This is a genomic window from Stenotrophomonas sp. 89682_Sma (assembly GCF_056481405.1).
Window position 1 is genome coordinate 340,677 of record NZ_CM151147.1, and the last position, 12,515, is coordinate 353,191.

Genomic DNA, 12,515 nt, shown 5'->3' on the forward strand with positions numbered 1-12,515 from the left:
CCGGTACCGCCCATGGATCCGATCGCCCCGTCGCTGGCCCGCCTGCAGCAGGTGCAGGTGCGCTATCGCGACCATACCGCCCTGCATGGCATCGACCTGCAGGTCCGCGCTGGCCAGGTGCTGGCATTGCTGGGCCGCAACGGTGCCGGCAAGAGTACCGCGATCAGCGTGCTGTTGGGCCTGCGCCGCGCCGACGCCGGGCAGGTCGAGCTGCTCGGTGGCGACCCGCAGCAGCGCGCCAGCCGCCTCGGCCTGGGCGTGATGCTGCAGAGCACGAACCTGCCGCCGATGCTGCAGGTGGATGAGCTGGTGGCCCAGGCCAGTGCCTGCTACCCCGACCCGATGCCGTTGCAGGAGGTACTGCAGCGTGCCGGGCTGCAGGCACTGGCGCGCCGCCGCTACGGCCAGCTGTCCGGCGGCCAGCAGCGTGCCGTGCAGTTCGCCATCGCTCTGTGTGGCCGGCCGCGCGTGCTGTTCCTGGACGAGCCCACCACCGGGCTGGACATCCAGGCGCGGCAGACCATGTGGCAGGCCATCCGGCAGCTGGTGGCCGAAGGCTGCGGTGTACTGCTGACCACCCACTACCTGGAGGAAGCCGAAGCGCTGGCGCAGCAGGTGGTGGTGCTGGAACAGGGCCGGGTGCTGGCCGATGCGCCGCTGGCCGAACTGCGCCTCGCCGACCGGCCGCGCCGCATCCGCTGCCGCAGCGTGCTGCTGGCCGACGACGTGCAGCACTGGCCGGGGGTTCAGCAGGTGCAGCGCGACGGTGAGCACCTGCAGCTGCTGGCGAGCCCGGCCGAGCCGGTGGTGGCCCGTCTGCTGGCCGCCGATGCGCAGCTGCGCGAACTGGAAGTACAGGGCGCGGCGCTGGCCGATGCCTTCCTCGACCTGACCCGGGAGGCCGCATGAATACCCTGAATCCGACCGTCGCCGCTGCGCGTCCGGTATCGACCTGGCGGCGCGCGCTGCGCCCGTACCGTGCCGAACTGCAGGCCGAGCTGCGCCGCGCCTGGCGTACACCCGCCTTCGCCGTACCCTCGCTGCTGTTCCCGGTGCTGTTCTACCTGTTGTTCGGCGTGCTGTTGGGCCGCGGCCATGCACCGCTGTACCTGCTGGCCACCTACTGCGTGTTCGGTGCGATGGCGCCGGCCCTGTTCGGTTTCGGCGTGCAGCTGGCGCTGGACCGTGAAGGCGGCCTGCTGACCCTCAAGCGCGCGCTGCCGATGCCAGCGGCGGCACCGTTGCTGGCGCGACTTGCGATGGCCGTGATGTTCGCGCTGCTGGTTGCTGCTCTGTTGATCGGCGTGGCGCGCGCCCTGGGTGGCGTGCAGCTTCAGGCAGTGCAGATGCTGCAGCTGCTGGCGGTGGCGGGCCTGGCTGCGCTGCCGCTGGGGGCGATCGGCCTGCTGATCGGCAGCCATGTCAGTGCCAGCGCAGCGCCGGCGATGGTCAATCTGGTCTACCTGCCGCTGGCGTTGCTGTCGGGGCTGTGGCTGCCGCTGTCGGCGTTGCCCAAGGTGTTTTCGATGATGGCGCCGCTGTGGCCGACCTGGCACCTGGCGCAGCTGGCGCTGCCGGTGGTCGGACTGCCGTCGGTGGGCAGCGTCGTCGGCCACCTGCTGGTGCTGCTGGCGGTCACCCTCGCGGCGTTGCTGCTGGCCCGCCGCCGCCTGCGCCGGATCGGCTGAACTGGCATGATCGGCAGCGATCGTCCCCGCTTGGATCACCCCGTGTCGTCGAGCTGGCTTGCTCCCCTGCTGCGCCCCGCACCGGACTCGGCAGTGGCCGACAACCTGCGCCGCGGCAAACCGGCCTGGGCCGATGCCATCCACCTGCTGTGGACGGTGTGGGTGTTCATGACGCCGCTGTTCGCCGGCGGCTACACGCTGCGCTGGCTGGGCTTCACCCTGGCCAGCTATCCGCTGTTCCTGCTGCTGTACGCGCGCCTGCTGTTGTCTCCCCGCCACCATGCGCCACGTTACGCATTGGCGATGACCGCACTGGCGATCGTGCTGGTGCCCTGGTACCCGTCGGGCATCAGCTACTTCATCTTCGGCTGCGTGATGCTGCGGGTCTGCGGGCGTGGCAGCTGGTGGCGCTATCTGGTGCAGCTGGCCGTGCTCAATGCGGCCTTCTACCTGGTGGCCCATCTGGCGCACTATCCATGGCAGAGCCTGGTCTGGGTGCCGGCGGTGTCGTTCATCATCGGCATGGTGGTGAACGTGGAGGCCGTGAACAAGGAGAAGGATGCCGCGCTGCAGCTGTCGCAGGAGGAGGTGCGGCGGCTGGCGACCACCGCCGAGCGTGAGCGCATCGGCCGTGACCTGCACGATCTGTTGGGCCACACCCTGTCGCTGATCACCTTGAAGCTGGAACTGGCGCGCAAGCTGCACGACCGCGGCGATGCCCGTGCGCGGCAGGAGATCGGCGAAGCCGAGGACATCGCCCGCGAAGCGCTGGCCCAGGTGCGCAGCGCGGTTACCGGCATCCGCGCCAGTGACCTGGCTGGCGAACTGGCTTCGGCGCGCCTGCTGCTGGAGTGCCAGCAGGTGCACCTGCAGTACGCGCCTCCACCGCCGATGCCGGTGGACGTCGAGCGCGGCCTGGCGCTGGTGCTGCGCGAGGCCGCAACCAATATCGTGCGCCATGCGCAGGCGACGCAGGCGCGGGTGGAATTCATGCTGGAAGGACGAATGCTGGCGATGCAGATCCGCGACGATGGTCGTGGCGGCGTAGAGGCAGAGGGCAATGGCCTGTGTGGCATGCGCGAACGCGTGGCGGCACTGGGCGGGCAGTTGGCGGTGCAATCGGTACGGGGCGACGGCACCGTGCTGACCGTGCGTGTGCCATTGGCCGCGGCGACCACGCCGCTGCCACCGGCTGCACCGCCGTCGCTGGCGCAGGACGGTGCCGCATGATCCGCATCCTGCTGGCCGAAGACCAGGCCATGGTGCGCGGCGCGCTGTCGGCCTTGCTGGGGCTGGAACCGGATATCGAGGTGCTTGGCAGCGCCGCCGACGGCGAGGCGGCCTGGCGCATGCTGCAGCAGCTGCAGCCGGACATTCTGGTCACCGACATCGAGATGCCGGGCCTGTCGGGGCTGGAGCTGGCCCAGCGCATCGCGCGTCATGAACTGCCGATCAAGGTAGTGATCGTGACCACCTTCGCGCGTGCCGGTTTCCTGCGCCGCGCGCTGGAAGCAGGCGTGCTGGGCTACCTGTTGAAGGATGCACCGGCGGAGAACCTGGCCGATGCACTGCGCAAGGTGAAGCAGGGCATCCGCGCGATCGACCCGCAGTTGGCACTGGACGCCTGGTCGCAGGCCGATCCACTGACCGATCGCGAACGCCGCGTCCTGCGGCTGGCAGGCGAGGGCCGTACCGCCAGCGAGATTGCCGAGCAACTGGGGCTGTCGCACGGCACGGTACGCAACTACCTGTCCGAGTGCATCGGCAAGCTGGGCGTGGCCAATCGCATTGAGGCGTACCGGCTGGCGCGGCAGAAGGGGTGGTTGTAGGGGCGTGCGCCGTGCCCTCTGTAGAGCCGAGCGCTGCCCGGCGGATCATTTCCGCGCCTGCGGAGAGGTGTCACTTTCTTTGCGCGTGCACCACGCTGCAGGAGCAGCGTGGAACGGCATAGCCGGCCCGTAGGGTGGCGCACATGGATGTGCGCCATCAAGAAAGTAACCAAAGAAACACGCCGCCGAACGCGAGCCGGTGCTGCGCATCGGTGCCCTGCGCTCCTCGGTCCGTCGAGGGACGGCGCGGGAACTCGCTGCGCTCAGACACCCGCACCTCTTCGCCCTCGCCGGACCTGCGGTGCTCGGCTCGCTCAAGGCGGACTGGAAGGTCAAGATCAACAGCATCCACGCATGGCGTGGATCTACTGGGCGCAGCTGTCGCTCTTGATGTTGGGTCCGCCTTGAGCGAGCCGAGCATCGCAGGGGAATCAGGGGCGAAGAGGCGCCGGTGTTTGAGCGTAGCGAGTTCGGCGCCGTCCCCTGATTCACCGAGAAGCACAGGGTACCGGTGCGCAGCACCGGCTCGCGCTCTGGCGGCGCGTTTCTTTTGGTTACTTTTCTTTTCGCGCGAAAAGAAAAGTGACACCCCCCCGCGGTCGCGGAAATGACCCGCCGGGAACACCCGGCGAACCCCATCAATCCTTACCGCGCGCCATCGCCTGGAACACGCCATCCCGCCGCACCCACAAATGGAACAACGCCGCCCCCACATGCATCAGCACCGTGGCGAACAACACATACGCCAGCAGGCTGTGCGCATTGCGCAACGCGGCATACAACGCCGGGGTGTGCGGCACGATCGGCGGCAGGTGCAGGCCGCCCCACAGCACGATCGGGTAGCCGCCGGCCGACAGCATCGCCCAGCCGATCAACGGCATCGCCAGCATCAGCGCATACAGCATCCAGTGCGAGGCCTTGGCCGCCATCACCTGCCACACCGGCAGGTCAGCCGGCAGCGGCGGCGGGCGGTGGCGCAGGCGGTTGTACAGGCGCAGCAGCACCAGCAGCAGGATCGCGATGCCCAGTGGTCGGTGCAGGTCGATCAGCAGTGGCCGCAGGTGCAGCGAGGCGACCATGGTCACGCCGATGAACAGCATGGCGATGATCATCAGCGCCATGGTCCAGTGCAGCACCCGCGCCAGCAGGTTGAAGTGGCCGTTGTGGGTGTTCATCGCGCAGCCTCCTTCGGTTGCTCGACGTTGCCGCTGGCGCGCTCGCGTTCGCGGCGGTTGAATGACTGCGAATACACGGCCGAACGCGCAGCCAGGATCGGATCGTCACTGCCGCGCACGCCACTGGGCAGGATCAGCGGATCGAAGTTGATCTGGCCGCAGGCGCCTTGCTCCTGCGACTGCATGCGGTCCAGGCTGAGCACGCCGGCCACCACCTCATCGCGCGACGCGGGCCACGGCACCGATGGATCATCGATGGCATCGCCGGGCGCGGCGCTGGTCACGACAAGGTTCCAGCGCACCGGGCCGCTGGCCAGGCGCTGTTGCAGTTCCTGGCTGAGGAAATCGACGCTGGCCTGCTTGCGCGTTTCCGCATCCATCTCCACCACCGGCGCCAGCGGCTGCCAGCGCCAGCGCACCGCGCGCTTCTGGCCCTGTGCATTGGTGAACCAGAAGCTGTTGACGCTGTTGAAGGTGGTGTCGGCCCAGCTGCTGGTCCATGGCGCCGTCTTGGCCCACTGCTGGAAGGCTTGTGCACTGGGGTATTTCGCCAGCACTGCCGCCATCTTCTGCAGATCCGGCTTGCCGGTGGCCGGGTCGGGAATGGAGGCGCGCGTCTGCTCGTAGAACGCCTCGGCCGTGGGCACCGCGAAGAACGGGAAGCTGTTCATCGCCATGCGCCATTCCTGGCCATCATCGCTGACCATCTGCACCGCGAGGCTGCGGACGCGTGCGGTGTTGTCGGCGCCATAGGGATCGCCACCGCCGATCGACAACCGGCCCATCACCGGCACGCGGCGCTGCGAGAACGCCCGTGCACTGGACAGGGTGGGGGCCTGCGCACTGGGTTCGAACCAACCGCTTACGCAGATGCCCTTGCTGTGCGCACGGCGGAACCCGGGGTGCGCCGGGCCGGTGGCTTCGATGGTGTCGGTAAAGCGCTGCGCGGTCAGGCGGTCGCCAATCCAGCCGGCCAGCCAGGCGAAGGCCAGCGCGAACGCACCCAGAATGAGTGCGATCAGTGCGATCCAGAGCAGGGGTGAATGCTTGCGTGGTGCGCCCGGCGTCTGGCCAGCGCGGGTGTAGCGGAAGAGCGACATGGTCGGAGTCCTGCCTTCACGAAGCGTGTGGGTGGTCGACCCACACATCCTCGCAGAACCCTTCCAGGCCCGGTATTCAATTTTTCGTCAAGATTGCCGGGGACGGCGTGCCGACCAAGGTCGGCACCCACCCGATCAGTTGTAACGCGCCTTCAGCATCGCCCATGCCGAGCGCAGCGCCAGTGCTTCGCCACCGGCCGGTCGGCCCGGGCGTTCGCCGTCGTTCCAGGCATACACGTCCAGGTGCGCCCAGCGCTGGCCGTCTTCCAGGAAGCGCTCCAGGTACAGCGCGGCGGTCACCGAGCCGGCCATGCGCGAACCGGCGTTGGCCAGGTCGGCGATGCCGCTGCTGAGGTAACGCAGGTAGGGGCGCCACAGCGGCATGCGCCAGACCGGGTCGCGGGTTGCATCACCGGCCTGCAGCCATTGCTGGGCCACCGTGTCGTCGTTGCTGAAGAGTGCCGGCAGGTCCGGGCCCAGCGCGATGCGCGCGGCACCGGTCAGGGTGGCGAAGTCCAGCACCAGGTCCGGCTTCTGCTCGCCGGCGAAGGTCAGCGCGTCGCACAGGATCACGCGGCCCTCAGCATCGGTGTTGTCGATCTCCACGCTCAGGCCCTTGCGGGTAGCGATCACTTCGCCCGGGCGGAACGCATCTGGACCGATCGCGTTTTCCACCGCCGGCACCAGCAGGGTCAGGCGCACCGGCAGCCCGCGCGCCATCACCAGGCCAGCCAGGGCCAGCGCGTGTGCGGCGCCGCCCATGTCCTTCTTCATGTTGCGCATGCCGTCGGCGGGCTTGATGTCCAGGCCGCCGGTATCGAAGCACACGCCCTTGCCGACCAGCACCAGCGCCGGATCGGTGTCCTTGCCCCAGCGCAGCACGACCAGGCGTGGTGCACGGTGCGAAGCGCGACCCACGGCGTGGATGGCCGGGAAGTTCTGCTTCAGCAGCTCATCGCCGGTGATCGCCTCGACCTGCGCGCCATGTGCATCGGCCAGGGCGCGTGCGGCGTCTTCCAGCTGCTGCGGGCCCATGTCTTCGGTCGGGGTGTTGACCCAGTCGCGCACGCGCAGGCTGGCGGCGATCAGGTCGGCCACTTCGCCGGACGGTGCAGCCACCAGCTGCGCCGGTGCGCGGTTGCGCTTGCGGTAGCGGTCGAAGCGGTAGCTGCCCAGGCCCCAGCCCAGCTGCAGCAGCGCCAGTTCGGCGGCCGGCAGTTCATTGGCCAGCTGCCAGACGCTGCCTTCCGGCAGCGCGTGCGGCGCATGCGCATAGCTGTAGGCATCGCCACGATCACCCACGCCCATCACGGCGCCGGCCAGGCCATCGATGCCCGGCAGCAGCGCCACGCTGTGGGCGCCGGCGTTGAAGCCCTGCGATGCCAGCCATGCCTGGGTGGCAGCCGGCTGGCTGCCCTTCCACGCGGCGAACTGCTCGCGGTCGAGCACGTACAGCGGCAGCGCGGCGGCGGTGTCGGCGGTGAAACCAGTGATCTCGCTCATGCGTCAGATACTCCGGGGTGCGGCGGCGTCGAGGTTGGCGTCCAACCAGTCGGCCAGGCCGGTAAGGGTGTCGAACTGCAGGTCCGGCTGCAGCTGCGGATGGGTCCAGGTGGCTGCGTCGCGGTTGATCCAGCAGCCGCGCAGGCCGGCGGCGATCGCCCCGGCCACGTCCATGTCGGCATGGTCGCCGACGTGCAGTACCTGTGCCGGCGCCACACCCAGGCGGGTGCACGCGGCATGGAAGATGCTGGCTTCGGGCTTGGCCGCGCCGTGTTCGCGCGAACCCAGCTGGAAGGCGAAATGATGGGCCAGGCCGATCCGCTCCAGGTCGGCGTTGCCGTTGCTCAGCGCGGCCACCGGTACCCGTGCGGCTATGCGTGCCAGCGCGTCGATCGCATCGGGATAGCACTCCACCTGGTTACGCGCGGCGTAGAACACTTCATACGCCGGTTCCAGCAGATCGAGGCTGGCACCACTGTTATGCAGTGCTTCGTGCAGGGTCAGCCGGCGCAGCGCGCTCAGGTCGTGGTGGAGGTGCGGATGGGCGTGGTACAGCCGTTCGCGCAGTTCGCGCATTGCCTCCACCGGATACATCGCGGCGGTAGCGGGGCTGTGTTCACGCATCCACGCGTGCAGGACCTGTTCGATGCGGGCGCCGATCGGAGCGAACGGCCACAGCGTGTCGTCAAGGTCGAGGGTGATGGCTTGGACGGGGAAATTCACCCCGTCATTCTACCCCTGCCCGCGCGGGCTTTCATGCGGCGCGGCGGGGGGGGCAGCCGGGGTCGGGTCGGCGCAGGTTGTCTGCCAGTTATGCCCTTGCTCCTGTTCCTGTGGCCTGCGTTACCTGTCTTCAGGCCGGCTCATTCCAGCAGCCTTGCCCAGCCCTGCATGCCGTCCAGCCGCGCCAGCACCAGCTTGATGCATACCAGCAGCGGCACCGCCAGCAGCAGCCCGATCATGCCCCAGGCCCAGCCGAACACCATCAGTGCCAGGATCAGCACCAGTGGCGACAGTTTCATGCGCCGGCCCAGCACGATCGGGGTCACCATCTGCCCTTCCAGGGTGTGCAGGGCCAGGTAGGCGGCGGCCGGCAGCAGGGCCTGCAGCGGGTCGCGGAACTCGACGAAGCCCATCAGCAGCATCAGTGCCACGCCGATCAGCGGGCCGACGTACGGGGCGAAATTCAGCAATGCAGCCACCGTGCCCCACAGCAGGGCCTCCTGCAGGCCGATGCCGAACAGCATCAGCACGCCAGCGAACACCAACCCGACCAGCGTATTGATAACGCTGATGGTCAGCACATAGCGCGAGACCTCGCGCTCGATCGAACGCAGGATGTCACTGGTGAATCGCTGCTGCTGGCGGTTCGGGAACAGGGCGATGGCCGCGCGCTGCAGGCTCTGCCCATAGATCATGAAGAACAGCGTGAGCAGCACCACCGCCAGCACCGAGGCGGCCAGCCGTGGCGCGCGGGTCAGCATGCGGTAGGGGTCGTCCAGCTGGGTGCGGATCACCTGCACCTTGTGGTTGCTGTCGCCCCCGGCCACGCGGGCGAAGTTCTCCGCCGCCTGGTTGGCCTGCTGCACCGGCTTGGTCAGGTCCTGCACCTGGCGGGCGACCTTTCGCAGCTGCTGCGGGGCTTCCTGTGCCCAGTCCATGGCCGGGCCGATCAGCTGCACGGCCAGCGAACCGGTCACGCCCAGGCCGGCGCCGAGGATCAGCAGTGCGCCCAGCGCACGCGGAATCCACAGTTTCTGCAGCAGGCGCAGGATCGGATTGCCGACCAGCGCGAAGAACATCGCCAGCAGCACCGGCAGGATGATGTCCTGCGCCGCCCATAGCGTGTAGCCCACTGCCAGGGTCGCCAGCACCACCAGCGACATCGGCCCGCGCGGACGCGACGGCGGGGGCAGCGGTGCGTCGGGTTGTTCGGGATCGGCCGGTGACGGGGACAGGAGGGGCTCGCTCATCGACGCATCAACCGGAAAGGGGAGCGCATTATCCGCCGGCCGCGATCGGCGCGGCGGATTACATGCATCAACGTTCGGACAGCTCGGTGGCCGCTTCGGCCGGCCGCGGTTCGCGCAGTTCCGGTTCGGGCACGGGCCGGGCTGCCGGCGCAGGTCGCTCGGCGGTCGCCGACGTTGCCGCCTGTGCCTGTTCGCTGGCCTCGTCGGCTTCCTCGGCTGCGTCGTCGGCAGTGGCCGCGGCCTGCGCCGCCATCGCCGTGGCAAATGCCGCCTGCGCGCTGGCGAACAGGTTCGAGACCGAACCGACCATCTGCAGCCAGCGGGCACCGTTGACCTTGCCCGGCACTTCCAGCTTGCCGGCGACGAAGCCACCGGCCAGGCCGACCACCACGATGCGCAGCGGCGACCAACCCTGTCGCCAGACCTGGCTGAGCGTGGACCAGTGGTCCTGGGTCTCGCCCAGGCGCACGGTCACCACCTGTTCGCAGCGTTTCACCCGCCGCTGCAGCGCGTCGAACTTCATGGCTTGCCCTCGGGCAGCTGCACGCCGGCATCGGGGTCGTCTTCGCTGGGCTCGTCGAACAGGCCCAGGCGTGACAGCTGGCGCCGGGTCGCATGCATGCCGGTGTGGTGGAAGAAGTAGGACACCCGCCAGATCGCATAGCCGGTGACCGCCAGGCTCAGCAGGGAGGTGATCAGCAGGGCCTGCAGCCAACTCAGGCCCCAGCTCTGCAGCAGCGCGATGAGGGTGGCGGCCATCAGCAGCCAGGCCGAGGCACCGAACACGATCGCCACGCCGGCCCAGGCCAGCGCACGACCGAACGCACTGCGTGCCAGCGCGAAATCGGCCGAGGCCAGCCGGCGCAGCGAACGCACCGTGTGCTTGGCCGAATCGGCAGCGGCACGACCGGCCGCGCCGACCTGGCGGATGCTCTCATCCAGCGGCGGGGTGGCCGCCGGATCAGGCGCTTGCGTGTTGTCTTCGCTCACGCTGCGGCTTACTTGTCGCTGCTGCCGCGTGCCAGCTTGGCGATGATCCAGCCGGCTGCGAAGGCGACGCCGAACGAGGCCAGCGGACGTTCGCGGATCAGTTCAGCGGCGCTGTCGATCAGGTCCTTGCCCTTGTCCATCAGCGCATCGACCTGTTCCTTGGCGGCGGCACCGCCGAACTCGGCGGCGGCCAGGCCGGACAGTGCGCTGTCGGACAATTCAGCCTTGACGTTGGCCTTGCCGATGCGAAGCTCGTCGGTCGCTGCACCGGTTGCACCCTTGATCGCACCGCCGGCGGCCGTAGCGGCCTGCTTCAGGTGGGAACCGGCTTCACCCAGGTGTTCCTTCAGGTTCTCGGTATTGGTGGGGCTCATCGAATCACTCCTGTTGCGATGGGGGAACGGGAGTCGGCGGTGCCGACCTGGACTGACAGCAATAGCATTGCCGGGGTATAGGGGGTGTTACGGCAGGGCGATCAGCGCATCACGAGCTGGCCCTGCTGTTGGCCATTGTTGCGCAGCACGCGCAGCACCAGCGTCGGCGGGCGCTGCTGGAAGTTGGCACGCCAGCTGGCCAGGTCGGCGAATTCACCCACGGTGGCATCGGTGATGATGTCGCCCTGCTGCAGGCCGTTGCTGGCGGCGCGGCTGCCGCGCTTGACCTCGCTGACCAGCACGCCGCTGGCGCCTGACTGGCGCAGCGACTCGGGCAGGTCGACGAAGGTGGCCCCGCCCAGGCGCGGGTCCAGGCTGTCGCCGGTGACCGCGCGTGCCTGTTCCTTCAGCGTCGCCTTGATCTGCAGCGGCTTGCCTTCGCGGCGTACGTCCAGCGTCAGCGGGCTGCCGACCGCCGCCAGGCCTTCCACGTTGTGCAGGGCTTCGGCGCTGTCCACGCGCTGGCCATTGGCCGACACCACCACGTCGCCCGGCTTCAGGCCGGCTGCGGCGGCGGCCGAACCGGCCAGCACGCGGGTGATCAGCGCACCGCGGGTTTCGCCCAGGCCCAGGCCCTGCGCGATCTGCGCGGTCAGGTTCTGGCTTTCCACGCCCAGCGTGCCGCGTACCACCACGCCGTGCTTGACCAGCTGGTCGACCACGCTGCGCGCCAGGTTCGAAGGAATCGCCAGGCCCAGGCCGATGTTGCCGGCCATGCTGCCCTGCGGGTTGAAGCTGGCCGTGTTGATGCCGACCAGCTGGCCCTGCAGGTCGACCAGCGCGCCACCCGAGTTGCCCGGGTTGATCGATGCGTCGGTCTGGATGAAGTTCTGGTAGCCCAGCCCGCGGATGCCGCTGCGGCCCACCGCCGAGACGATGCCGGAGGTGACCGTCTGGCTGAAGCCGAACGGATTGCCGATGGCCACCACGAAGTCGCCTACCCGCAGCTGGTCGCTGTTGCCGAGCTTGATGTCGGTCAGGTTCTGCGCCGGAATGCGGATCAGCGCGATGTCGGTGTCGCGGTCGGAACCGAGGAACTCCGCCTTGACCGTACGCCCATCGGCCAGCGTCACCTGCACGTCATCGGCGTTGTCGATGACATGGTGGTTGGTCAGCACCAGGCCCTCCCTGGCGTCGATGATCACGCCCGAGCCCAGCGATTCGTTGATGCGTTCCTGCGGGATGTCCGGGAACAGGCGCCGGAAGAACGGGTCGTTGAAGAAGGGGTTGCGCACGCGCACCACCTGCTTGGTATTGACGCTGACCACGGCCGGCATCGCCTTCTCCAGCATGGGCGCCAGTGACGGTACCTGCTGCCCGGCCACTGCGGCCGGCAGTGCCGCCATGGTCGGCACCACCGCTGGAAGCGGCGCGGCATCGGCACGGTTGTCCAGGTGGGCGTTGATGCCGGTGGCAACGAAGCCACCGAAGGCGGCGGCGATTGCGAGCGTGAGCAGGGTAGGTAGCGGTCGCATGGGAGTCGGTTCGCTGGCGGGAATGGGGGCGGTTCGGCTCTACGGTAAAACAAGCTGAATGAGTGTGTCGCGATCTGGATAAATGCGCCATGAAAACCGCGCGCCGGGAACGTGGATCGCGACGACCAGCGTTGGGCCGGTGACGACAGCGTCGGCGGCGCCCGACCGTGTGCGGACGTCAGCCGCAGATCGTGCGGATACAGGACGATACTTGCGCAGTTCTGCGCATCCAGGTGCCGCGACGCGCCATATTGCATGCCTTCCGTGGCATCCGGGCGGGTGCACACGACCAACGCTTGTCACAACGCGGATCATGCGGCGCAGCACTGAAAAAAAGGGGTTTCCTGT

13 protein-coding genes are annotated in these 12,515 nt (G+C 68.6%); 4 read left to right on the top strand and 9 right to left on the bottom strand.

Features of this window, described 5'->3' with window-relative positions:
- Positions 1 to 12 precede the first annotated feature (12 nt).
- Genes ACZK29_RS01510 through ACZK29_RS01525 form a run of 4 tightly spaced genes read left to right on the top strand, consistent with a single transcriptional unit; the run spans position 13 to position 3,517 of the window.
- Positions 13 to 909: an ABC transporter ATP-binding protein gene (locus ACZK29_RS01510; protein ID WP_111203324.1), complete on the top strand. Its 897-nt coding sequence runs from the start codon at positions 13 to 15 to the stop codon at positions 907 to 909.
- Positions 906 to 1,688 (top strand): ABC transporter permease, encoded by a 783-nt coding sequence (locus tag ACZK29_RS01515; protein WP_478446557.1) that lies wholly within the window; start codon positions 906 to 908, stop codon positions 1,686 to 1,688. The genes ACZK29_RS01510 and ACZK29_RS01515 overlap by 4 nt, the downstream gene beginning before the upstream one ends.
- 6 nt (positions 1,689 to 1,694) lie before the next feature.
- Positions 1,695 to 2,918, top strand: coding sequence for a sensor histidine kinase (locus ACZK29_RS01520; RefSeq protein ID WP_459048161.1), 1,224 nt, complete (start codon positions 1,695 to 1,697; stop codon positions 2,916 to 2,918).
- Positions 2,915 to 3,517: a response regulator transcription factor gene (locus ACZK29_RS01525; protein ID WP_005407733.1), complete on the top strand. Its 603-nt coding sequence runs from the start codon at positions 2,915 to 2,917 to the stop codon at positions 3,515 to 3,517. Before ACZK29_RS01520 ends, ACZK29_RS01525 begins: the two co-directional genes overlap by 4 nt.
- Positions 3,518 to 4,155: 638 nt before the next feature.
- Here ACZK29_RS01525 and ACZK29_RS01530 read toward each other — a convergent pair.
- The 9 genes from ACZK29_RS01530 to ACZK29_RS01570 all read right to left on the bottom strand — a co-directional run bounded on the left by ACZK29_RS01530 (position 4,156) and on the right by ACZK29_RS01570 (position 12,167).
- A complete protein-coding gene (locus tag ACZK29_RS01530) occupies positions 4,156 to 4,692 on the bottom strand; it encodes a cytochrome b (RefSeq protein ID WP_012478898.1) in 537 nt (178 codons plus the stop codon).
- Entirely contained in the window at positions 4,689 to 5,792 is a 1,104-nt protein-coding gene (locus ACZK29_RS01535; RefSeq protein ID WP_478446558.1) for a catalase family peroxidase, read from the bottom strand. The genes ACZK29_RS01530 and ACZK29_RS01535 overlap by 4 nt, the downstream gene beginning before the upstream one ends.
- Positions 5,793 to 5,927: 135 nt before the next feature.
- Entirely contained in the window at positions 5,928 to 7,295 is a 1,368-nt protein-coding gene (locus ACZK29_RS01540; protein WP_111205069.1) for a leucyl aminopeptidase family protein, read from the bottom strand.
- A 3-nt stretch (positions 7,296 to 7,298) separates the two neighbouring features.
- Positions 7,299 to 8,018 carry an HAD family hydrolase gene (locus ACZK29_RS01545; protein WP_111205070.1) on the bottom strand — a complete coding sequence of 240 codons (720 nt, stop codon included), beginning with the start codon at positions 8,016 to 8,018 and terminating at the stop codon, positions 7,299 to 7,301.
- Between the two features lie 140 nt (positions 8,019 to 8,158).
- Positions 8,159 to 9,268 (bottom strand): AI-2E family transporter, encoded by a 1,110-nt coding sequence (locus ACZK29_RS01550; protein WP_478446559.1) that lies wholly within the window; start codon positions 9,266 to 9,268, stop codon positions 8,159 to 8,161.
- A 67-nt stretch (positions 9,269 to 9,335) separates the two neighbouring features.
- Positions 9,336 to 9,791 (bottom strand): protein sip-5, encoded by a 456-nt coding sequence (locus ACZK29_RS01555; protein ID WP_111205072.1) that lies wholly within the window; start codon positions 9,789 to 9,791, stop codon positions 9,336 to 9,338.
- Positions 9,788 to 10,258 carry a phage holin family protein gene (locus tag ACZK29_RS01560; protein ID WP_099498329.1) on the bottom strand — a complete coding sequence of 157 codons (471 nt, stop codon included), beginning with the start codon at positions 10,256 to 10,258 and terminating at the stop codon, positions 9,788 to 9,790. The genes ACZK29_RS01555 and ACZK29_RS01560 overlap by 4 nt, the downstream gene beginning before the upstream one ends.
- Positions 10,259 to 10,266: 8 nt before the next feature.
- On the bottom strand, positions 10,267 to 10,632 hold the full coding sequence (locus ACZK29_RS01565; RefSeq protein ID WP_004153835.1) for a hypothetical protein: 366 nt from the start codon (positions 10,630 to 10,632) through the stop codon (positions 10,267 to 10,269).
- A 101-nt stretch (positions 10,633 to 10,733) separates the two neighbouring features.
- The gene (locus ACZK29_RS01570; protein ID WP_459048158.1) at positions 10,734 to 12,167 is read right to left on the bottom strand and encodes a Do family serine endopeptidase; all 1,434 of its coding nucleotides are present in this window, start codon (positions 12,165 to 12,167) and stop codon (positions 10,734 to 10,736) included.
- Positions 12,168 to 12,515: the final 348 nt, after the last annotated feature.

Excerpts from the sequence above, each read along its gene's own strand:
- ACZK29_RS01510 (WP_111203324.1), top strand. The coding sequence starts at position 13 with ATGGATCCGATCGCCCCGTCGCTGGCCCGCCTGCAGCAGGTGCAGGTG.
- ACZK29_RS01570 (WP_459048158.1), bottom strand. The coding sequence starts at position 12,167 with ATGCGACCGCTACCTACCCTGCTCACGCTCGCAATCGCCGCCGCCTTC.
- ACZK29_RS01540 (WP_111205069.1), bottom strand. The coding sequence starts at position 7,295 with ATGAGCGAGATCACTGGTTTCACCGCCGACACCGCCGCCGCGCTGCCG.
- ACZK29_RS01555 (WP_111205072.1), bottom strand. The coding sequence starts at position 9,791 with ATGAAGTTCGACGCGCTGCAGCGGCGGGTGAAACGCTGCGAACAGGTG.
- ACZK29_RS01565 (WP_004153835.1), bottom strand. The coding sequence starts at position 10,632 with ATGAGCCCCACCAATACCGAGAACCTGAAGGAACACCTGGGTGAAGCC.
- ACZK29_RS01550 (WP_478446559.1), bottom strand. The coding sequence starts at position 9,268 with ATGAGCGAGCCCCTCCTGTCCCCGTCACCGGCCGATCCCGAACAACCC.
- ACZK29_RS01525 (WP_005407733.1), top strand. The coding sequence starts at position 2,915 with ATGATCCGCATCCTGCTGGCCGAAGACCAGGCCATGGTGCGCGGCGCG.
- ACZK29_RS01535 (WP_478446558.1), bottom strand. The coding sequence starts at position 5,792 with ATGTCGCTCTTCCGCTACACCCGCGCTGGCCAGACGCCGGGCGCACCA.
- ACZK29_RS01530 (WP_012478898.1), bottom strand. The coding sequence starts at position 4,692 with ATGAACACCCACAACGGCCACTTCAACCTGCTGGCGCGGGTGCTGCAC.
- ACZK29_RS01520 (WP_459048161.1), top strand. The coding sequence starts at position 1,695 with ATGATCGGCAGCGATCGTCCCCGCTTGGATCACCCCGTGTCGTCGAGC.
- ACZK29_RS01515 (WP_478446557.1), top strand. The coding sequence starts at position 906 with ATGAATACCCTGAATCCGACCGTCGCCGCTGCGCGTCCGGTATCGACC.